Origin of the sequence: Streptomyces sp. CBMA156, assembly GCF_014596515.1 — a bacterium.
Lineage (GTDB): Bacteria > Actinomycetota > Actinomycetes > Streptomycetales > Streptomycetaceae > Kitasatospora.
In genome coordinates this window covers 1-19,484 of record NZ_MSJQ01000450.1, presented here as the reverse complement: position 1 = coordinate 19,484, position 19,484 = coordinate 1, and the positions used below count along the sequence as shown (strand labels likewise).

Here is a 19,484-nt window from a genome sequence, read left to right as displayed (position 1 = left end):
CTCTTCCCCTCCACGCCGCTCTTCCGATCGGGGCGGCGGCCCGCCACTGGCGCGGCGTCCAGCGGCTCGCCGGCCGGGTGGGCGGCAGGGTCGCCCGCTCCGGGCGCTTCAGGAACCTGCCGTACGGCGGCACGGGGGCGAGCAGCGGGTCGAGGAGGTCGGTGCGCCGCTCGGCCAGTACGTCGCGTACCGGTGGCAGGACGGCGGCGGAGGGTTCGAGTCCGAGGATCTCGGCCGCCCTGGTGTCGCGGGTGCGCGGGTCGTCCAGCCACAGGGCGGCGGCTGTCGTGAACGCACTGTCGGACCCGAACTGGAGGGCGTGCAGGAGGAGTTCCTGTAGTCCGGGGATGCCGTGGGCGCGCCGGCCCAGTGAGCGGGCCAGGGTGAACAGCAGCCAGTACTCGGCGGTGTCGGCCATGGTGTCCAGCCAGGGCCGCAGGGTCGCGAACACGGAGTGTTCCTGGCCGCGCCGCAGCCGGTGCTCCAGCCGGCCGAGTTCGACCGTGCCGGTCTGTCCGGCGATCCGCCGCAGGCTCCGCAGCGCCCAGGCGACCAGCTCGGCCCCGCCGACGACGGCGTGTTCGCGCAGCACTTCGGCGACCAGCCGTTGCAGGGCGGCCCGGGTGGCGTGGGAGCAGTCGCGGGCGTCGACCGCGTCCTGTACGGCGGTGTCGAGGAGGGGCACCGCCGCCGGGGTCAGCAGCCGGGCGGGCACCCGGGCGAGCGCGGCCAGTGCGGCGCAGCGCACCGGGTCCTGCTCGTTGCGCAGTCGCGGGAGCAGGCCGAGGGTGTCCTGGACGGCGGCCCGGTCGGCGGAGGCGGCGGCGTTGGCGAGCAGGGCCGTCCAGGCGGCGGCCCGGTCGGCGGCGTCCGGTCGGGAGAGGGCCGCCCGCAGCTGCGGCTGGGCCTCCTCGGTGGGCAGGTACGCCAGGACGGGGGCGGTCTGGGCCCAGGGGCGGCCCTCGGCGCGGCGTGCGGCGGCCTGCCGCCGCGCCTCGGTGTGGCGGCGGGTGTGCGGGAACAGCGGGAGCAGGAGGGCGAGTTCGGCTTCGCGCGGGAGGGCGTCGGCGTACACGAGGTCGAGGAAGGCGTCGCGCCGGCCCGGCGGAAGGGCGCGCAGCAGGGCGGCGAGGCACCTGGGGGCGGCCAGCCAGTGGCGGCCGAGGGCGGGGAGCGAGGGCGGGTCGGCGCGCACCAGCCGGCGCAGGGTGCCGCTCGTGGGTGGCGTGGTGTGGGGCCCGATCGTGCCGCGCCGCGGGTCGGTGAGGAGCCGGACGGTGCGTTCGGCGTCCGTGGCGGCGAGCGGCGGCAGGGCGCCGTGGCGCAGCGGGAGGTCGGGGCCGTGCCGCTCCAGCAGGTCGAGGACCCGTGCGGGGCGGGATCGCGCGGTGGTGCCGAGGATGTCGGCGAGTGCGGGCCACTGTCCGAGGCGCAGTGTCTCGGGGCGCTCGGCGAGGACCTGTTCCAGGTGGTCCAGGACCGCGTCCGGGAAGCGTGCGGCGAGGGGTGCGAGCGGTGTGGCGTGCGCGAGGCCGGGCAGGGTGCGGGCGACGAAGGCGGGGCCGCAGGCGGAGAGCAGCCGGGCGGCCTCGGCGTCGCCCCACTCGGTGCGCAGGCGGTCCACCAGCCGCTCGGCGAGCCGGTGCCGGCGGCCGTGCCGGACGGCGCGGGTCAGTTGCCTGCGCAGGGTGCAGGAGGCTCCGGTGAAGGCCGCTTCGATCGCCTCGTCGGATATGGCCGGGGTGCGGGCGGCGCGCAGGGCGTACCCGCGGACCACCGGGTCGGGGTCGGTCAGCCGCTCGGCGAGGTGGCCGGTGGCGCGGCCGACCGATGCGGCGAGCGCGGCCAGCCGCCGGCCGTACACGCCGGAGCGTTCCAGGTCGGACAGCAGCCGGGGCAGCTCGCTGTCGCGGTCGAGCTCGCGGGCCGTGCGGGCGACGAGTTGTCGGCGCTGCGGGTGGGAGAGCGGGTCGAGGCGGGCGAGCAGCTGATCGGCTTCGTGCGGCATGCGGTCATTCTGGCTGGTCGGGGTGGGTGCCTCCCACCGGATTTCGGCCGCCGGGGCGGGTGGTCACCGGTGGGTGTCGACGGTGCCGACCTGTTCGTCCTGACCGGCTTCAGGAAGGCCTGAGAGGACGTTCCGCGGGCCCTGCCCCGGGTGGTCCCGTGTCCCCGGCAGCCCGTGCCCCGGACGTGCCCGGGGCACGGCGCGGCGGGATTCCCTGCGGCCGGGAGGAGGGCCGCGGGTTCACCCGTCAGCGGGCGGGCGTGGCCGCCGGGGCCAGGGTGGTGTCCAGCCAGTCGAAGACCGTCTGGTGGAAGCGGGACATGGCGCCCATGTGGCAGTGCTCGCCCGCGCCTTCGGCCTCGGTCAGGGTGACGAGGGTGTGCGGGCAGGTCAGTGCGGCCTGGACCTGCTGGGGCTGGCCGCGGAAGAACTGGTCGTTCTCGGCGTCCAGGACGAGGGTGGGGCAGTCGATGAGGTGGGCGACGCCGTCGAGGGTGTAGTCGGCGGCGCGGCGGAGGTAGTCCGCCACCGATGTGGCGCCGAACGTCCACACCCCGTTGCGCATGGCCCAGCGCAGCTGGGTGTCGGCCTGCATGAGCAGGCGCATGACGGGCTCGACGAGGTCGTCCCGGCCGGCCTCGACCCACTCGCGCAGGAACGGCGGCATGAACCGGTTCTGGGCCTGCCCGAAGCTGTACAGGCCGTCGTCCAGCACCAGGGCGGCCAGGCGGTGTTCGTGGGCGGCGGCGCGGGCGGCCAGGTAGCCGCCGAGGCTGTAGCCGAACAGGACCAGCCCGTCGGCGGCGATCTCGGGGCGGGTCAGCGCGTGGTCGACCACCGGGGTCACCACGGCCTCCCAGTCCGGGCGGAAGACCAGCCCCTGCTCGCGCAGCGCCGCGCCCTGGCCGGGGCCGTCGTAGGCGAGGACGTGGTAGCCGCGGCGCAGCGCGGCCGCGGCGACGGCGAAGTACGCCTCCTCCAGCGTGGAGTCGAAGCCGCTGGTGAACAGGACGGTGGGGCGCGGGGCGCCGGAGTCGTCGGCAAGGAACAGGTAGCCGGGCAGGGTGGTGTCCTCGTAGGGGATGCGCACGGCCTCGACCGGGGTGTCCATCAGGGCCGCCGCGGTGGCGAAGGTCTCCCGGGCGAGGGTGGAGAGGTTCTTGGCCTCGGGGTCGTTCGCGGGGTCGTCGCGGCGGTAGAACTCGGCGGTGCGGTAGTAGTTCGACGCGCGCAGCAGGGCTTCGCGGGCGCTGACCCGGTGCCCGGCGGCCAGGGCGCGGCTGCCGATGCCGTGGACGCGCTCGGCGGTGGCCTTCCACTCGCGCAGCCAGGCCTCCTCGTCGCCCTCGCCGATGCCGCGGGCGGTGACGAGGACCTCGCCCAGGTCGGCGCCGTCGTAGGTGGCGAATCCGGCCGCCCGGAGGGTTTCGTAGGAGAACGACTCGTCCTCGAAGAGGAATCGCATGGGTACTCCCGACATTGTCGAGACGGAACCGTTCCGTCTCACCTCGACGCTAGCCCGCACCCAGTCGAGACGCAAGCGTTCCGCCTGGTGTAGGTTCGGGGAATGTCCAGCACACCCGCGCCCCGGCCCGCGCCCCCCGGCGCCCCCGAGCAGCCCGCACGCCGGACGCCCACCCGCCGGACGCCCGGCGGGCCGGTGCTCCAGGACTCCGTGACCGAGGCGATCGCGGCCGCCTTCTTCGAGGAACTCGCCGCGGTCGGCTACGCCCGGCTCTCCCTGGAGACGGTCGCCAAGCGGGCCGGGGCCGGCAAGGCCGCCATCTACCGCCGCTGGCCGTCCAAGCTCGACATGACCATCGACCTGATCCGCGCCGTGGCCGTGGACGCCTCCGAGATCAAGGACACCGGCACCCTGCGCGGCGACGTCCTCGCCTTCCTCACCGAGATCGACGGGGCACTGCGCCACCGGCTCCCGTCGAAGATCATCCCCGACCTGCTCGCCGAGAGCGGCCGCAACCCCGAGCTGGCACAGGTGCTGATGACCGCCGTCCGCGACACCCGCCGCCCCAAGGCCGCCCGCCTGCTGGAACGAGCGGTCGACCGCGGCGAACTCCCCGCCGACGTGGACCGCGAGTTCGCACTCGACTTCCTCGTCGGCCCCCTGTACTGGCGCCGCGCCGTCGTCCACACACCGACCGGCCCCGACTACCTCGACCGCCTCACCGACAAGCTCCTCGCCGCCTTCGCCGCCTGACGGCGAAGGCGGCCCCTGCCGCGCCGCGACAGGGGCTGAGCGGGAGACGGGGAGTGTCGCGCGGTCGCCGTGACGCGCGGCGGATCACGCACGCTCCGCGGTGGCGCCCGGCCGCCTCCCTAGCCGGTGGTCGGACGGCAGGACGACGAGGGACCGCCGGTCGGCGTCCCCGGCCCGGGCCGGTGTGACGGAGCTGCCGGCCTTCGCGAGTGCCCCGGCGGCCGGCCGGGCTCCTCCGTCATCCGGTCGAGGCCCGCCGCACCGGCCCGGTGCGGCGAGCGGGTCCGTTCGCGGCGGCCTGTCGTCGGCCTGCCGGAAGGAGCGGTCGTGCAGGCCCCGGCCACCGGGCACGCCCTTGACCGCTGCCGCGGGAACTGCACCGGTTCACGCGCGGTGGCGAACGGTCAGATCCCGCCCAAGGCGTCACCGCCGGGCTGTCGGTGACACAGGGCATGCCCGGGCGCTTCGGTGCTCAGCGCGGCGGCTCGACCTTCTCGGCCGGGCCGAAGTCGCGGAAGGTGCCGTGGGTGCGCATCTGGACGCCCCGCAGCTCGGTCCTCTTGTCGTAGCGGACGGTGCGGCCCTGGGTGTCGATCCACTGGTCGAGCCGGAAGCCTGCCACGCCCTTGCTCTTGAGGATCTTGTACTGCTCGGGCTCCAGCGCCTTCATCCGTTCCAGGTCGACCGTGCCGGAGAGGTGGTAGCACGGCGTGCCCTCGCAGTCCTCCATCCCCTTGCGGGCGGACGGGCCGAGGGCCAACAGGGCCTTGGCATAGCCGTGGTAGTCGGCGATCCGGTCGCCGAGCGGGGAGGTGCGCCAGCTGCTGCCGTTCCTGATGTAGGTGGTGCCGTCGTCGGTGACGACGACGCTCGGGCTGTCGTTCGCGCTGCCGATCACGTCGTCGCCGCCCACGCTCATGGACTCGGCGAGCCGGCCGGAGCGGATCGGCCCGTTGAGGTTCACCCGGGCCTTGATGAGCGCGCTGATCGGGCCGCCGTCGGACACGAAGTCCTGGGTGGCCGCGTACGGCGTCTTCTCCGCGAGGGCGAGCGCCGCCTCGGGGTCGATCACGCCGCCCGCCGCCGTCGTGACGGCGGTGGGCGTCGGCGTGGGCGTGGGCGTCGCGACGGCGGTGGGGGCCGGGGTGGGAGTCGCCGTCGCCGTCGGCGTGGAGGCCGGCACGGCCTCGGGCGTGGTGGCGGAGGCGGGCGTGGTGCCGGTGGCCGACGCGGACGCGGACGGCGCCGCGTCGTCGGTGCAGCCCACCAGACCGACGAGGGAGACCGCCGCGGCGGCGACGGCGAGAACAGCGGAGCGGCGCATGATCAGGAGAACCCCCGGTCGAACGAAGAGACCGGGCATCCTGACACATCGCCTGCTCCGTGATCGACCCGTTTCCTCGTCAGGGCCGCCCTCCTCGGGCCCGGGTGGGGCAGCGGCGTGCTCGCCGCCGCATGGGTGGCCGCCGCGCAGGCGTCCTCCGCGGCCTTCGGACGTGCCGCCACAACGTGGTTCCGGAACCCGTCACCGGCGCGGCGATGAGTTTTCGGGCCGCGGGCGGTCTACATCTCGACGAGGACGACCAAACTCATCGGGAGTGCAGACATGGGCCTCATCCACCTCGAACTGTTCGCGACCCTCGACCTCGTCGGGCAGGCGCCCCGCGGCCCCGACGAGGACCCGGTGGGGTTCCCGTTCGGCGGCTGGCAGGCGCCTCTGATGAACGAGGACACCGGGGCGCAGATCCTCGCCGCGTACGAGGGCACCGACGCCCTCCTGCTCGGCCGGCGGACGTACGACCTCTTCGCCTCCTACTGGCCGCACCAGAAGGACGGCGAGATCGCCGAACTCTTCAACCGCGTCCCGAAGTACGTGGTCTCCCGCGGCACGCCCGACCTGCCGTGGGCCGGCTCCACGCAGCTCGGGCCGGACCTGGCCGTCGCGGTGCGCGAGGTCCGTGACCGGCACCGGAACGTGAAGGTCGTCGGGAGCCTGAACCTGGTGCAGACCCTCCTGCGGGAGAAGCTCTTCGACCGTATCGACCTGTGGGTGCACCCGATCATGCTCGGCGTCGGGAAGAAGGTGTTCGACGACGGCGTGGTGCCCACCAGCCTCACGCTCCTCGAACCGCCGGTGGCCGGTCCGCAGGGCACCGTGTACCTGCGCTACGGGCTCGCCGACGGCACGCCGAGGACGGGCGACATGGGCGCGCCCGACCGCGGTCTCGGGCACGACGGCTCCCGGTGATCCGGTGAGCACCGTCAACGCCGACGGGATCGCCCTGGGCGTCGAGTCGTTCGGCGACCGCGGCGCACCGCTGGTCCTGCTCGCGGGCGGGCCGACGATGCTCTCCTGGCCCGACGCGCTCTGCGCGCGCCTGGCCGCCGGCGGGCGCCGCGCGGTGCGTTACGACCTGCGCGACAGCGGGGAGTCGGCGACCGCGGATCCCGAGGCGCCCGCCTACACCCTGCGCGACCTCGCCGCCGACGCGGCGGCCCTGGCCGACGCGCTCGGCGGGGGGCCCGCGCACCTCGCGGGGATCGGCCTCGGCGGGATGGTCGCCCAGGTGGCCGTGCTCGACCGTCCGGGCGCGTTCTCGGCGCTCACCCTGGCCGGCACCCGCCCGGTCGCCCCCGGCCCGCCCGACGACGACCTCCCCGACCACGACCGGGCGACGATGAGCCGGCTGTTCGCCCGTCCGATGCCCGACTGGACCGACCGCGAGGCAGTGGCGGAGTTCGCCGCCGCCGGCGCGGAGATCCGCGGCGACGACCCCGTCGCCGCGCGGACGACCGCCGCGCGCGTCTGGGACCGCACCCCCGGCACCGCTCCACCGGTCCAACTGGCCAACCAGCTGGGCCTGGTGTTCTCCAGGCTCGACTGCGCCCCTCGCTGGCGCGAGCGCCTGCCCGGGATCGCGGTCCCCACGCTCGTCGTCCACGGCCGCCGCGACCCGTTCTTCCCGGTCGGCAACGGCGAGGCGCTCGCACGCGAGATCCCCGGGGCACGGCTGCTCGTCCTCGACGAGGCCGCCACGGCGATCCCCGACGCGGCGGCCGGCGAGGTCGCCGGGGCGATGCTCACGCTCGGGTAGCGGACGGTGGGGTGGCGCACGGGAACGGGTGGAGGGGTGCACGGCACCGGCAGCACCGCGTCGGAGGGGGCGGTGCCGCCGGTGCGGGGTGCCGCGATCCGGGGTGCTGGTCCGAACTCCGCGGTCCAGGGTGCTGCGATCCGGGGTGTCGGCCCCGGTGCGAACCGCGGTGCCGGACCGCTACTCCAGGACGGTCACCGTCATGCCGAGGCGTGCAGCGGGTTGCCCCACAGCGCCTGGTAGGCCGCGCGGTCGATGTCCCACTGCTGGTGGGTGTCGTCGAGGCAGGGGCGCTGGGTGATTTCCCAGCCTCCGAACGTCTTCTTCGAGTTGTCCAGGCACCAGTCCCTGCTGACGCTCCTGATCCGCACACCGATCAGGCCGTAGCGCCCCGCTTCGGGCTCGTACCGGGTGATGTCCCACTGCTGCCTGGTGTCCGACAGCGAGCAGGTCTGGACGACCGGTGCGTCGGCGGCGGTCAGGCAGCCTTTGCCGCGGGCGTCGGCAATGATGTACCGGTCGGACGCGAGCCTGCTGATCACCCACATTCCGGGGTTGTCCGACGGGGCACAGGGGTGCATGGTCTGGTAACCGCTCGCCGCGTTCGGACAGCGCTGGGAGAACTGGTTGAACAGCACGGTCGCCGGGGTGTCCGCCGAAGCGGCGGCCGGAAACAGCGCCAGACCGGCCAGCGCCGGCACGAGTACCGACAGGACACGCCTGATCGACAGGAAACGCATGGGCCACTCCATGGTTGATCGACGAATGGAGACGGGGCCGGCCCCGCAGGGAACTCCTCGCGGCGGCCGGTTCGTTCGCCCCCAGTTTGTCCGTGGTCAGTCGATTTTCGGTATCCCAGATTTCTAGGGGGTTCCCGCCCCCCGAACGGCGTGCGGGCAGACCCCGGGGCCGGGGCCCGGCGGGGCGGGCCCCGCTACCGGCCGGCCGGTAGCGGGGGCTCCAACTCGGTGTGGTGAACGGTGAAGCCGCCGCGTATGACCGGAGCGAACGGGGCCGGGGCCATGCAGGTGCCCACCACCGGCTGGTAGGGCTTCCCGTCCGCCCCCACGTCCAGGTTGGCCACGCCCCAGGAGAACCCGAGGCGACCGCCCTCACCGCCGCTGCCCTGGTGGATGCTCAGGCCGATCCGCTCCCCGGCGTTGCCGGTGTCCGACGTGGAGACCACGGCGGTCAGCGTGGCGACCGGGCCTCCGGTGCTCAGGCAGTCCACCTCGGCCACCGCCTGGTAGACCTGCCCGGTGGCGGCCACCCGGTGGGAGTAACGGACCGTACCCCGGGCATCGGTGGGCAGTCCGCCGGCCGCGTTGGTGCCCGGGTAGGGGCGGGTGTACGGAGCCGCCTGGGCGTCGACGGTGAACCGGATCTCGTCGTCCGGGGAGAAGGCGTACGAGATCCGGGCGCTGCCGCTGACGCCCGCCGGACGCGCGGGTCGTCCGTCCCGCCGGCCGGACTCGGTGGCGGACGCGGTGGCGGTGGCGGACGCGGACTCGGTGCCGGTGGCGGAGGCCGGGGCGACGCCCGTGAGCGCCGCCAGGACCAGCCCGCCGGCGACGGAGGCCCTGACGGCACGACCGACACGGCCGACACGGCCAACGCGGATGGCCCGGACAGTGGCACGGTGACGAGTACGAGTGCGGAACACGGTGGCTTTCCCTCCCTCCGGCGGCCCCGGTGGCCGCCGTCCTGACGCCTCCGATCCTGCTCGCCGCACCCCCTCACGCACATGTGCCGATCGGCAGGGAATCGCGCTCGTACCGGGCCCCGCACCCTGCCGATCGGCACCCCCAACCGGCACCCCCAACCGGCACCCCCAACCGGCACCCCCGACCGGCACCCCCGGCCGGAGGACCGCTCCCTCGGTGGCGCGTGCGTCACCGCAGGTGGGGGGTCTGTGCTCACCCCCGTCGGGGCCCTCGTCATAATCGTCCTGCCCACGACCCACGCGGGCTGACCCACCCGACCGGGCCGGTGCCCGCCGGATCAGATCCTGTCCCCCCATCGGAGAACCACATCGTGCGCTCCAACCGCGCCAAGGGCGTGCTCGCCGCAGGCCTCGTCACCGTGCTCGGCGGCCTCCCCGCCGCCGCCACCACGGCTTCCGCCGCCACCACCGGCTCCACCGACGACGCGCCCGGGGTGCTGCGGGTCGACGCCTGGGACCCGGCGTGCTCGGACGCCGGGACGGGGACGGCCGCGCAGCCGTTCTGCTCCGTCAACGCGGCCACCGCGGCGGCGCTGCCGGGGCAGACCGTCGAGGTGGCCCGGGCCTCGTTCGGCTCCGGCACCGTGGTCACGAAGTCGGGCGAGCCCGGCCGGCCCCTGACCATCCGGGGCGCCGCCGGCGGCGGCACCGCGGTGGGCGGCGACGTGCGGCTGTCCGGTGTGCACGACGTCGTCGTGGAGTCGATGAACGCGCGGGAGGTCACGGTGACCGGCTCCAGCCGGGTCACCGTGGTGCGCACCGAGACCTCCGGGATCAAGGTCACCGACTCCCCCGGGACGACCCTCACCAACAACACGGTGGCCGACGGCTGCACGGCCGGCATCGAGCTGGCCGGCGACTCCTCGGGCTCGAACCTCTTCAACAACGTGGTGCGCAACCACTTCTCGCCGTCCGCGCCGTACACCTGCCCGAACCCGGCGGGCGCGGAGATCGCGGTCTCCGCGCCCTCGGCGAAGGACACCCGGGCCGGCTCGAACACCGTCGCGCCGTACTGGACGAACTCCAGCAGCGGTACGCCGTACGTCTGGGCCGGCACCCGGCACGAGACGCCCGAGTCGCTCGCGGCCGCGACGGACGGCCGGGCCGGCCGGCACGACTACGTGGTGCCCCGCTGGCAGAGCGGCAACGCGTTCAACAGCGAGGTCGTCGACTCCGCCGACGAGGGCGCGCCGGGCTTCGTGCCGGCCGCGCACCCGGCCGACGACCCGTCCCGGCCGAACCTCGGCACCGGTCCCGGGTACCACGACCGCGGGGCGACCGAGCGCCAGGAGCCCATATCGACGGCCCAGTTGGCGGCCGACCACCAGCGGGCCCCGTACGGCACCGAGATCACGCTGACGGCGACCACCGGCCCGGAGACGGTCCACTGGCCGACCTCCGTGATGACCTACCGCTACGACTTCGGCGACGGCACCCCGGTGGTCGCGTCGGGCTCCCCGGTCGTCAGGCACACCTACGCCAAGGCGGGCACCTTCTCCGCGAACGTCACCGTGGACACCGGCGGCGGCCGGCCATTCACCGGCAGGTACGCCGTGCAGGTGCAGAGCACCGCCCCCGGGCCGCTGACCGCCCTGGCCACCGTCCAGCCGGTCGTCCCCGACCGGTTCGACACGGCCGACGCCCCGCCGCTGGGCGTGCGGCTCGACCCGTCGGCCACCGCCTCGCCGTGGCCGGTCTCCAAGGTCGTGGTGGACTACGGCGACGGATCCCCCGCCGTCACCCGCGACACCCTGGACGCGGTCGTCCACGGGTACGCCTCGCCGGGCGACTACACGGTCACGGTGACGGTCTCCGACACCGCCGGCCGCACCAGCACCGCCGCGTACCCCTTCCGGGCCGCCTACGCCCCGACCGGGTTCCTGCGCACCCAGCCGTACCGGCTCACCGACACCCGCCAGGACCCGAACCTGGACCTCAGGGGCGGCCTGGAGGTGCCCTTCACGCTGCCGACCGGCACCGCGCCCGGCGCGAACGGCGTGCCGGGCAACGTCTCCACGGTCGTCCTGAACGTGACCGTCACCGACGCCACCGAGGACACCCACCTCACCGTCTGGCCGACCGGCCAGGCCCGCCCGACCACCTCGAACGTGAACGTGGCGGCCGGCCGCACCTCGTCCAACCTGGTCACCGTGCCGATCGGCGACGCCAAGCGGATCAGCACCCTGCTCAATTCCGGCCGCGCCGAGGTGATCGTCGACGTCGTCGGCTTCTACCGCCCCAACGGCGGCGACCTGTTCACCCCGCTGTCGCCGAGCCGCCTGGTGGACACCCGCGAGAGCGGCCGGCTCGGGTCGGGCGAGACGCGCGCGGTGAAGGTCGCGGGCGTCGGCGGCGTCCCGGCGGACGCCACCTCCGTGGTGCTCAACCTGACCAGCACCGACACCGCCGTCGACACCCACCTGAAGGTGTACCCGGGCGGCGGGACCAAGCCGGTCAGCTCCAACCTGAACCCGGAGCCCGGCAAGGACAAGTCCAACCAGGTCATCGTCCCGGTCGGCCCGGACGGCACCGTCAACGTGTACAACCACAACGGTTCCACCCACGTGATCCTCGACGTCTTCGGGTACTACTCCCCGAACGGCAGGGCCAGGTTCACGCCGACCGTGCCCGTGCGCCTGGCCGACACCCGGACCGGCCCGTCCGCCAAGCCGGGCCCGGACAGCACCACCGTCGTCGCCGGCATCCCGGCCGGTGCCCGGGCGGCCGTCCTCAACGTGACGTCCACCAACACCACCGAGGACAGCTACCTCACCGTGCACGCCCACGGCGCCCCGCGCCCCGGCACCAGCAACCTCAACCTGCTGGCCGGCCAGACCGTGCCCAACCACGTCACCACGCCGGTCGGCGCGGACGGCAGGGTCGACGTCTACAACCACGTCGGCAGCACCGACATCATCGCCGACCTGTCCGGCTACTTCACGGACGCCTGGCCGCAGCCCTGACCCCGTGCCACCTCCCGGCCGCCGTCCGGCCACCGGCGGTCCGCACCCGAGCCCGAGCCCGGGTACGGACCGCCGGACCGCCGGCCCCGGGGCCCGGCGGGACCGGTATCCTCCGGCACCGGAACGACCGTACGAGAAAGGCACCGCCGATGGACTACCCGAACCCCGACGTGGACGAATGGGCCGCCGAGCTCCGGGACTTCGCCGAGCGGATCGTGGTCAGCCTGGGCGGCGACCCGCAGTGGCTGAGCACCAACCCCGACTGGGCGGTCGGCCTGGTCGACCGGGGGATCGCCGAGGACTGGGACCCGACGGCCATGGACGACGGCGACCGGCACCGGTTCCGGTCCCTGCTGATGGCGGTCACCGGTGAGTTCCTGATCAACACGCACGGCGCCCACTGGGCGTGGCTGCTCGACGACACGTCACCGCTCGGGGGGCGCTGGGTGGTCACCGGTTTCACCCACCCCCTCGGGCAGCGGACGCGCCCCGTGGACGTCGGGCGGATCGCCAACGACGCGCTGTCGCTTCACCGGGTCCAGGTGATCGACCTGGTCGACACCGCCGAACGCGAATCCGGCCTGCGGGTCACGGCCTGACAAACCGCTTTCACGGCCGGGGCGCCCGACGCGATCGCGCCACCCACGAACCACGGTCCGGCAGGAATGTCCGGGAATTCGGCGAGGCCATCCGGGCGGTATTCCCGGAGGGAATCCCCGAATTCCCCGGCAGCCGCCCGAAAAGAAATTCACGGCAGGCGCGACCGGGATTCTCCGGTTCGGGCGGACACCCCGCCGCGCCGAGGCCACCGGCCGCCACCGCACACGCCGCACCCCGTCCGACCGTACCGTCCGCCGCCCCGTACACCGGTCTCCGGAATGCGCACACGTCAATTCCGCACGACATGACGGAAAAATGCGCCGAAGGACACCGGTCCATTGGCCAATTGTGATGCGGATCACCGCCGGTGGCCATCTTCCGGCCCGCCCCGACGGCTAGCTTTGACGCGCTCGCCGCCGATTCGCGCGACGGGCATATCGGAGGAGGGGGTCATCATGAACAGGACCATGCGCACGGCGGCCAAGGCGGCCGTCGCCGTCGTCACGGCCGCGGCGGCCGTCCTCGGCGTGGCGGGAAGCGCGTCGGCGAACAGCACCGTGGGGCTGCTGGGCGGGGAGAGCCTCAACGTCGGGGACTCGGTCGTCAGCAACACCAGCGGCAACACCTGGTTCCAGCTGACCCTGCAGTCGGACGGCAACCTCGTCGAGTACCGCTGGGACGGCGGCAGCCGCAGGGCGTGCTGGGCGACGAACACCAGCGGCTCCGCCGCCCACCACGCGACGTACCAGACGGACGGCAACTTCGTGCTGTACACCCAGTCGGGCACCGCGCTCTGGTCGTCGAACTCCGCGGGCACGTCGGTGGTGACCGTCAGCATCACCTCCAGCGGCGCCCTCTACGTCGGCGTCAAGAAGATCACCAACGGCTGCTGACCGGGCCCCGGCCGCCCGCGCGGACCACTCCCTGACCGGCGGGTCCGCGCTCCGGGCACTCGGCGTCAGGCGCCGACCTGGCGCCAATGGTGCTGGAGCACAAGGAAGTTGACAACCGGGATGGTGACCCTGACGCCGCCTGGGGGGCGGGTACGCCGCAGGGCGGAGCCGGGAGCGCACCGGCGTACCTCCCCGGTCGGGGCCGGGACCGCTCCGCAGGCTGACGTGTGGCGGGCGGAGCGGTCCGTACCGTCGATCCGTGGGCGGCGGAGGGGTTCCGTGGGGGAAGGCCCGGTCCAGGAGGGCACAGCCACGGCATGGGTATCGGACACGGGAAGTCGACGGCCCGGGCGGCGGGCATCGCGGCGGTCGCGCTCGCGCTCACGGTGGGAACGGCCGGCGCGGCCGGCGCCGAGGGGGACGGCGCCCAGCGGCCGGGCGTCAGCCGGCTGGAGGGCGTGTGGCGGACGGACGGGTACGGCACGATCGTCGAGATCCACGGCACCGCCCTCACCACCTACGACGTCACCAGGAACAGCTGCACCCCCGGTGTGACCTCCGCCGAGCAGTTCGGCGCGCCCCTACCCGGCGGCGCCGTGCGCTACGGCACCCCCGGTGAGCCCTTCGCCCGGCTGACCGTCACCCCGCACGGACGCCACCGGGCCGTGTACGCCAAGGACCCGGCCACCGGCACCCGCACGCTGGAGCGGCTGCCCGGCGGGCTGCCGGCCCGGTGCGCGCTGCCGGTCTCCGACGATCCCCTCGCGGTGTTCGACAGGTTCTGGGACAGCTTCGAGGAGAACTACCCCTTCTTCGCCGCCAAGGGCGTCGACTGGCACGCCGAGCGGGCGAGGTACCGGCCGGCGGTCACCTCGGAGAACCTGGTGGACACGATCATCGCCATGGTCGGACCGCTCCGGGACTCGCACGTCGCCCTGCTCCGCGCGGATCCCGGCGGCGGGTACACCACCTTCTTCCGGGCGGTGCGGGACGGCACCGTGGCTCCGACCCCGCAGCTGCTGGCCGCCGTCCTGCCGCCGATCGGCGCCCAACTGGCCGTCCCGGAGCAGCCGTTCGGGAACGGGATCCTCGGTGTCGGCGAACTCCCGGACGGCCTCGGCTACCTGCGGGTGAGCGCGTTCGGCGACTACGTCGACCACGGCGGCCAGCAGGACCAGGAGGCCGAACTGGACAGGGCCGTCGGTGCCCTGCTCGACCGCCCCCGCGCCACGCCCCTGCGCGGGGTGGTGATCGACGCCCGGGTGAACGCCGGCGGCTCGGACGCGCTGGCCGTCCGGCTCGCCTCCAGGTTCACCGACCGGCCGTACCAGGCCTACCGGAAGGTGGCCCGCAACGACCCGGCCGACCCGGCCGCCTTCACCCGGCCCCAGCCGGTCACCGTCCGCCCCTCCCCCGGGGCGACCCGCTTCACCGGGCCCGTGGCCCTGCTGACCTCGGGCTCCACGGTGAGTGCGGGCGAGACCTTCACCCAGGCGATGACGGGCCGCAGCCCGCACGTCACCCGGATCGGCGGGAACACCCAGGGGGTCTTCTCGGACGGCCTGCCCCGGCGGCTCTCCTCGGACCTCGTGCTGCTCCTGCCGAACGAGGAGTTCCTCACCCCGGCCGGCACCACCTTCGACGGACCGGGCATCCCGCCGGACGTCCGGACCCCGGTCTTCACGGCGGAGGAGCTGGCCGGGCTGAAGGACTCCGCCCTGACCGAGGCCCGGCGGCTGCTCACCGCCGGGCCCGGCCACCCCTGACCGGCGCGGGCGGACCACAGCCCCTCGCGGGTGCCCGCCCGCGGGCTACGGCTCGGTGAGGGCGCCGCCGCCCCGGGCCCGGACGGCGTCGCCGAGCCGCCACGCCTCGATGTCGCGGTAGTGGATCGGCCCGGGGCCGCGGCCGATGTTGCTGCCGACGAGGTGGAGGCGTTCGGTCCGCCACGGCCGGCCGGTGAACCCGGTGAGTCCGGCCGCGGCCAGCGGCACGCTGACGTGGTCGTCACGGCGGGACCGTGCCAGCGTCAGATGGGGGTGCAGCGGCCGCTCCCTGAACTCGATCCCGCAGCTCCTGACCAGGTCGCGGACGTCGGCGGCGAGCCGGTGCAGTTGCTCCAGGTCGCCGTCGATCCCGCTCCACAGCAGCCGCTGGTCGAAGTGGCCGCCGCCCCGCAGGCTCAGGTGCAGGGCGGGCCACGACGCGGCGCGGCCGGCCAGTGCCGAGCGCAGCGGCGGCACCACCGTGGACGGCTGCTCGCCGAGGAAGGCCAGGGTGATGTGCCAGTCCTCGATCCGGTTCCACCGCAGCCGCGGGTACCTGGCGTAGGCGGGTCGCAGGGCCCGGGCCAGTTCGTCCTTGGCCTCGTCGGGCGGGGCCAGGGCGACGAAGACGCGCAGGGTCGGGGGTTCGGGGTGATCGTCCACGAAGGGGGAGGTTAACCGAGGGCGGGTCACCCGCGCCCGCCGGTGGCGGCCGGGACCCGGAGCTGCCGGCACCGGCGGGTCGGCACCGGGCCGCGGTGCCGGTCCGCGGTGCCGGTCCGCGGTGCCGGTCCGCGGTGCCGGTCCGGTTCAGGACGGCAGCGTCCTGCTCGCCAGGACCGTCCCCTGGGCGTCGTACGCGGCGATCCTGATGCCTTCGAGCGGGTGCGGCTTCGAGTCGCCGGGGGTGTTGCGGCTGGGCCCCCAGGCGTAGCCGGCGGCGTAGCCCGGGCTGCCGGGGAGCGAGGCGACGGTGACCCACCGGGCCTGGCCGTCCACCTCGACGCTCATCCGGGCCACCTGCCCGGGCCCGTGGTAGACGAGGTTGTACAGGGCCTCCTGGTACTGCGGGGGGTTCCCGTAGTACTGCATGGTGATCTCGGTCGCGCCCTCCGCCCAGGAGTACCCGGCGCAGCCGGGGTCGCTCTTGTACGCGGAGGGGTCGTGGATGCAGATCTCCCGGTCCTTCAGCTGCATCCACCAGTCCTGGCGGCCCAGCGGCAGCTGCCGGCCCGCCTCCACCACCATGGCCTCGGGAGCCGGCCCCTCCGGCACCTTCGGGGCCTGCGAGGCCGGCCCGGCGGCCTGGTCCCCGCGCTGCGCGGACAGCACCGCCCCCGTACCGGCCACCACGGCGAGCGCGGCCACCACGGCCGACGCGCCCATCGCCACCCGGCGCCCCCGGCGCTGCCGGCGCACGTGATCCCGCACCGGCCCGGCGGACCAGTCCGCCACCTCGACCCGGGCCGCCTCGTCCCGCAGGGCGCCGCGCACCATGTCCTCGGTGTCCATCACCTGTTGCCTCCGTTCGTGCCGTCGATCGTCGAGCCGGTGTCCGCCGCGTACGAGGCCAGCGCCGGGTGGCCGCGCAGTTTCGCCAGGCCCCGGCTGGCCTGGCTCTTCACGTTGCCCGGTGAGCAGCCGAGCACGTCGGCGACCTGGCGCTCGCTCATGTCCTCCCAGTAGCGCAGGACGACCACGGCCCGCTGGCGCTGCGGCAGCTCCGCCAGCGCCTGGAGCAGCACCGAGCGCTCCTCGACGTCGCGGTGGCCGCCGCCCGCGGTGGACTCCCGGTCGGGAAGGACGGGCGTGAGCAGCTGCCTGACCCGGCGCCGCCGGTGGCGGCTCAGGTTGTTGTTCACCAGGGCCCGGTGGACGTAGGCGTCCGGCTCGTCCAGGCGGCTGATCCGGGGCCAGTTCCTGAAGACCTTCGCGAAGGTCGCCTGCACCACGTCCTCCGCCTCGTGGTGGTCGCCGGTGAGCAGGTAGGCGGTGCGCACCAGCCGCCGCCAGCGCGTGGCGGCGAACCCCTCGAAGTCGAGCTCCTGCGGGCCGGGGCCGCCCGCGGAAGCCGGTGCCGGGACAGGCCGGGGCCTGTCCTCCACCGGGATGGGCATTGCGCTCGCGGTCATCCGATTCCTCTTCGTGTCGGCGCGACGATCCGGCCGGATCGTCGTTCTGCCCTACTCACCGCCGCGCCGCCGTGAGGGTTGCACGGTTCGGTCCGCGAGCACGGGCTCCGGCTCGGTGTCCGGGCGGCCCTGGCTTCGGCACCGGCACCAGGGCCGGGTCCGGGGCCGTGCCTGTGCCGGTGTCCATGGCTGGGCCCGCCCTGGTCTCCGGCCGGGTGTGATCTATCCCACTGGCCGCCGGATTCCGCCCGCGGCGGTCCTGTCCAGGACGCCGGTGCGCGGCGGAACGGCCCGCCGGGGACCCCGCCGACCTGCGGGATCGGGTCACCGGGCGAGTGGCCGTCCGGACATGCCAAGCTGGCCGGTTTCCGGCCAGGCGGAGGATGTGGTTCAACCGGTTCCCCTTGTTCATCCGTTTGTCATGGGACGGTCGGCCGCCGGTGAGCCGCCGCGTGTGAGGCCGAGTGAGACGTCCGACGCTGGGCGTCGGACGAGAGGGGACGAACGATGGGGCGAGTACTGGCACACCTGGTGGGCGACACCGACGCCTTCGCCAGGACACTGGAAACCCGCAGGCCACAGGTGTTCCGCACGGCCGGGTGGCCCGCCGGGCTGCCCCGGCCGGGCGAGCTGGACGCCGTCCTGCACGGCGGCCTGCTGCGGGTGCCGTACGTGGAGATGGTGCAGGACGGCGAGGTCGTCGCCCCCGAGCGCTTCTGCACGACCCGCACGGTGGCCGGGCGCCGTGAGGACGGCTGGGCCGACGCCGGGCTGATCACCGCCCTGCTGGCCGAGGGCGCCACCCTGCTGCTGCCGCAGCTGGACCAGTGGCACGCCCCGGTACGGGAGCTGGCCACCGACATCGCCCTCCAGCTGGGCCGCCGCACCGAGGCGTTCTGCTTCGCGACGGGCGCCGGCCGGCGCGGCCTGGACGTGCACCGCGACGACGCGGACGTGCTGGTCGTCCAGCTCGCGGGGCAGAAGGAGTGGACGGTCCACGAGGCGCCCACGGACGGGCGCTGGCGTCCGGGGCTCGCTCCCGGGCCGGGGCCGGTGGCGCTGCACACGGTGCTCGGGCCGGGGGAGGTGCTGTACGTGCCGCGCGGCGCCGCGCACACCGCGACGGGCCGTCAGGGGCTGTCGGTGCACCTGTCGTTCACCGTCCGGGAGGCCGGCACCGGACGGCTGCACGCGGCGGTCGGCGAGTTCCTGGCCGCGGGTGTCTCCCCCGGCGCGGCGGGCGACGCCGGGGCCCGGGGCGACGACCTGCCCGAACGCCCCGGGACGGCCGCCGACCTGCTGGCCACGGCCGCCGAGGTGCTGCGCCTCAGCCGCGACCGCCTGGCCGCACTGACCCCGCAGGAACTGCTGCGCCTCGCGCGGGGACCGCTCCCCGCGCCGTCGCCGGACGCCCCTCCGCTCCCGGGGCCGCTGGGCGGCTGAGCGGCTGAGCGGTTGAGTGGTCGAGCGGGGAGAACGCGACAAGGCGCGGTTGCCCGGACCGTATCGACGGTCCGGGCAGCCGCGCCCGGTCGTACCCGTACTACCGCTGGATCAGACGGACCGGCCCGATCGGGCCGGTCCCGCTGGTCAGATGCAGTACGGGCGGGTGCAGGACCCCTCGCACGAGACGCTGAACGCCGCGTCTTCCTGCTCGCCGGTCTCGGCGGCGACGAGGTCCTGCACATCGAGGTCGAACAGCTCCTGCATGTCGGTGGCCATGAGGGCCTCCCTTCGTCGGTGCCGCGACTGGCCGCGGCGGACTGCAGCGGACGTTAGGCACTCGTGTGGAGGCCCGACAATGACCGAGCACAGCTGAATAGACGGATTCAGCCAACTGTTGATGACTTCTGATCAAGCATGGACAGTTTTCGATCATCGGGATAGAACGACCCGACGAAGCAGCAGTACGGGCGACACGGCGGCACGAGGCACGGGGGCACGGTGGGGAAGAAGACGGACGCAGCACGCCAGGACACGCTCTTCACCGCGACCGGCCCCGTCCTGCTGCGCGCACCCGCGCTGGCCCGCCGGCACCGCCACGCCGCCGGGTCCGGCAGGCCCGGCGGGGACACGCCCGCGGCCC

General features: G+C 74.5%; 16 protein-coding genes and 1 pseudogene. 8 read left to right on the top strand and 9 right to left on the bottom strand.

Going from position 1 to position 19,484, the window contains the following annotated elements:
• A pseudogene (locus tag BU198_RS40920) lies at positions 1-2,008 on the bottom strand (hypothetical protein); the annotation flags it as partial.
• A gap of 247 nt (positions 2,009-2,255) precedes the next feature.
• On the bottom strand, positions 2,256-3,473 hold the full coding sequence (locus BU198_RS40915; protein ID WP_188301775.1) for an alpha/beta fold hydrolase: 1,218 nt from the start codon (positions 3,471-3,473) through the stop codon (positions 2,256-2,258).
• 102 nt (positions 3,474-3,575) lie between these two features.
• Here BU198_RS40915 and BU198_RS40910 point away from each other — a divergent pair, with 102 nt between their 5' ends.
• A complete protein-coding gene (locus BU198_RS40910) occupies positions 3,576-4,226 on the top strand; it encodes a TetR-like C-terminal domain-containing protein (RefSeq protein WP_188301774.1) in 651 nt (216 codons plus the stop codon).
• Between the two features lie 472 nt (positions 4,227-4,698).
• Here the strand turns inward: BU198_RS40910 and BU198_RS40905 are convergent, their stop codons facing one another.
• Positions 4,699-5,550 carry a hypothetical protein gene (locus tag BU198_RS40905; protein WP_188301773.1) on the bottom strand — a complete coding sequence of 284 codons (852 nt, stop codon included), beginning with the start codon at positions 5,548-5,550 and terminating at the stop codon, positions 4,699-4,701.
• Positions 5,551-5,832: 282 nt separating this feature from the next.
• Here BU198_RS40905 and BU198_RS40900 point away from each other — a divergent pair, with 282 nt between their 5' ends.
• Together BU198_RS40900 and BU198_RS40895 are read left to right on the top strand one after the other, a co-directional pair.
• Positions 5,833-6,474 carry a dihydrofolate reductase family protein gene (locus BU198_RS40900; RefSeq protein ID WP_188301772.1) on the top strand — a complete coding sequence of 214 codons (642 nt, stop codon included), beginning with the start codon at positions 5,833-5,835 and terminating at the stop codon, positions 6,472-6,474.
• Between the two features lie 4 nt (positions 6,475-6,478).
• On the top strand, positions 6,479-7,321 hold the full coding sequence (locus tag BU198_RS40895) for an alpha/beta fold hydrolase (protein WP_188301771.1): 843 nt from the start codon (positions 6,479-6,481) through the stop codon (positions 7,319-7,321).
• Between the two features lie 200 nt (positions 7,322-7,521).
• Here BU198_RS40895 and BU198_RS40890 read toward each other — a convergent pair whose 3' ends face one another.
• Positions 7,522-8,061 (bottom strand): RICIN domain-containing protein, encoded by a 540-nt coding sequence (locus BU198_RS40890; RefSeq protein WP_188301770.1) that lies wholly within the window; start codon positions 8,059-8,061, stop codon positions 7,522-7,524.
• Between the two features lie 194 nt (positions 8,062-8,255).
• Positions 8,256-8,984, bottom strand: a complete 729-nt coding sequence (locus BU198_RS40885) for a hypothetical protein (protein ID WP_188301769.1) — start codon at positions 8,982-8,984, stop codon at positions 8,256-8,258.
• Positions 8,985-9,355: 371 nt separating this feature from the next.
• Between BU198_RS40885 and BU198_RS40880 the strand changes: the two genes are divergently transcribed.
• From BU198_RS40880 to BU198_RS40865, 4 genes are all read left to right on the top strand, one after another.
• A complete protein-coding gene (locus BU198_RS40880) occupies positions 9,356-12,007 on the top strand; it encodes a PKD domain-containing protein (protein WP_188301768.1) in 2,652 nt (883 codons plus the stop codon).
• A 149-nt stretch (positions 12,008-12,156) separates the two neighbouring features.
• Entirely contained in the window at positions 12,157-12,606 is a 450-nt protein-coding gene (locus BU198_RS40875) for a hypothetical protein (RefSeq protein ID WP_188301767.1), read from the top strand.
• A gap of 456 nt (positions 12,607-13,062) precedes the next feature.
• Positions 13,063-13,500: a hypothetical protein gene (locus BU198_RS40870; protein ID WP_188301766.1), complete on the top strand. Its 438-nt coding sequence runs from the start codon at positions 13,063-13,065 to the stop codon at positions 13,498-13,500.
• Between the two features lie 317 nt (positions 13,501-13,817).
• On the top strand, positions 13,818-15,266 hold the full coding sequence (locus BU198_RS40865) for a S41 family peptidase (protein WP_188301765.1): 1,449 nt from the start codon (positions 13,818-13,820) through the stop codon (positions 15,264-15,266).
• Between the two features lie 45 nt (positions 15,267-15,311).
• On the opposite strand, the gene thpR is transcribed toward BU198_RS40865, so the two are convergent.
• The 3 genes from thpR to BU198_RS40850 all read right to left on the bottom strand — a co-directional run bounded on the left by thpR (position 15,312) and on the right by BU198_RS40850 (position 17,398).
• The gene (thpR, locus tag BU198_RS40860) at positions 15,312-15,929 is read right to left on the bottom strand and encodes an RNA 2',3'-cyclic phosphodiesterase (protein WP_188301764.1); all 618 of its coding nucleotides are present in this window, start codon (positions 15,927-15,929) and stop codon (positions 15,312-15,314) included.
• Positions 15,930-16,076: 147 nt separating this feature from the next.
• On the bottom strand, positions 16,077-16,781 hold the full coding sequence (locus BU198_RS40855; RefSeq protein ID WP_188301763.1) for a hypothetical protein: 705 nt from the start codon (positions 16,779-16,781) through the stop codon (positions 16,077-16,079).
• Positions 16,778-17,398, bottom strand: a complete 621-nt coding sequence (locus BU198_RS40850; RefSeq protein WP_223245608.1) for a SigE family RNA polymerase sigma factor — start codon at positions 17,396-17,398, stop codon at positions 16,778-16,780. The genes BU198_RS40855 and BU198_RS40850 overlap by 4 nt, the downstream gene beginning before the upstream one ends.
• A gap of 507 nt (positions 17,399-17,905) precedes the next feature.
• Here BU198_RS40850 and BU198_RS40845 point away from each other — a divergent pair.
• Positions 17,906-18,841, top strand: a complete 936-nt coding sequence (locus BU198_RS40845) for a JmjC domain-containing protein (RefSeq protein WP_188301762.1) — start codon at positions 17,906-17,908, stop codon at positions 18,839-18,841.
• A gap of 147 nt (positions 18,842-18,988) precedes the next feature.
• Here BU198_RS40845 and BU198_RS43635 read toward each other — a convergent pair whose 3' ends face one another.
• Positions 18,989-19,120: a hypothetical protein gene (locus tag BU198_RS43635; protein ID WP_262987117.1), complete on the bottom strand. Its 132-nt coding sequence runs from the start codon at positions 19,118-19,120 to the stop codon at positions 18,989-18,991.
• Positions 19,121-19,484 lie beyond the last annotated feature (364 nt).

Excerpts from the sequence above, each read along its gene's own strand:
- BU198_RS40915 (WP_188301775.1), bottom strand. The coding sequence starts at position 3,473 with ATGCGATTCCTCTTCGAGGACGAGTCGTTCTCCTACGAAACCCTCCGG.
- BU198_RS40910 (WP_188301774.1), top strand. The coding sequence starts at position 3,576 with ATGTCCAGCACACCCGCGCCCCGGCCCGCGCCCCCCGGCGCCCCCGAG.
- BU198_RS40905 (WP_188301773.1), bottom strand. The coding sequence starts at position 5,550 with ATGCGCCGCTCCGCTGTTCTCGCCGTCGCCGCCGCGGCGGTCTCCCTC.
- BU198_RS40900 (WP_188301772.1), top strand. The coding sequence starts at position 5,833 with ATGGGCCTCATCCACCTCGAACTGTTCGCGACCCTCGACCTCGTCGGG.
- BU198_RS40890 (WP_188301770.1), bottom strand. The coding sequence starts at position 8,061 with ATGCGTTTCCTGTCGATCAGGCGTGTCCTGTCGGTACTCGTGCCGGCG.
- BU198_RS40875 (WP_188301767.1), top strand. The coding sequence starts at position 12,157 with ATGGACTACCCGAACCCCGACGTGGACGAATGGGCCGCCGAGCTCCGG.
- BU198_RS40870 (WP_188301766.1), top strand. The coding sequence starts at position 13,063 with ATGAACAGGACCATGCGCACGGCGGCCAAGGCGGCCGTCGCCGTCGTC.
- BU198_RS40865 (WP_188301765.1), top strand. The coding sequence starts at position 13,818 with ATGGGTATCGGACACGGGAAGTCGACGGCCCGGGCGGCGGGCATCGCG.
- BU198_RS40850 (WP_223245608.1), bottom strand. The coding sequence starts at position 17,398 with ATGACCGCGAGCGCAATGCCCATCCCGGTGGAGGACAGGCCCCGGCCT.
- BU198_RS40845 (WP_188301762.1), top strand. The coding sequence starts at position 17,906 with ATGGGGCGAGTACTGGCACACCTGGTGGGCGACACCGACGCCTTCGCC.
- BU198_RS43635 (WP_262987117.1), bottom strand. The coding sequence starts at position 19,120 with ATGGCCACCGACATGCAGGAGCTGTTCGACCTCGATGTGCAGGACCTC.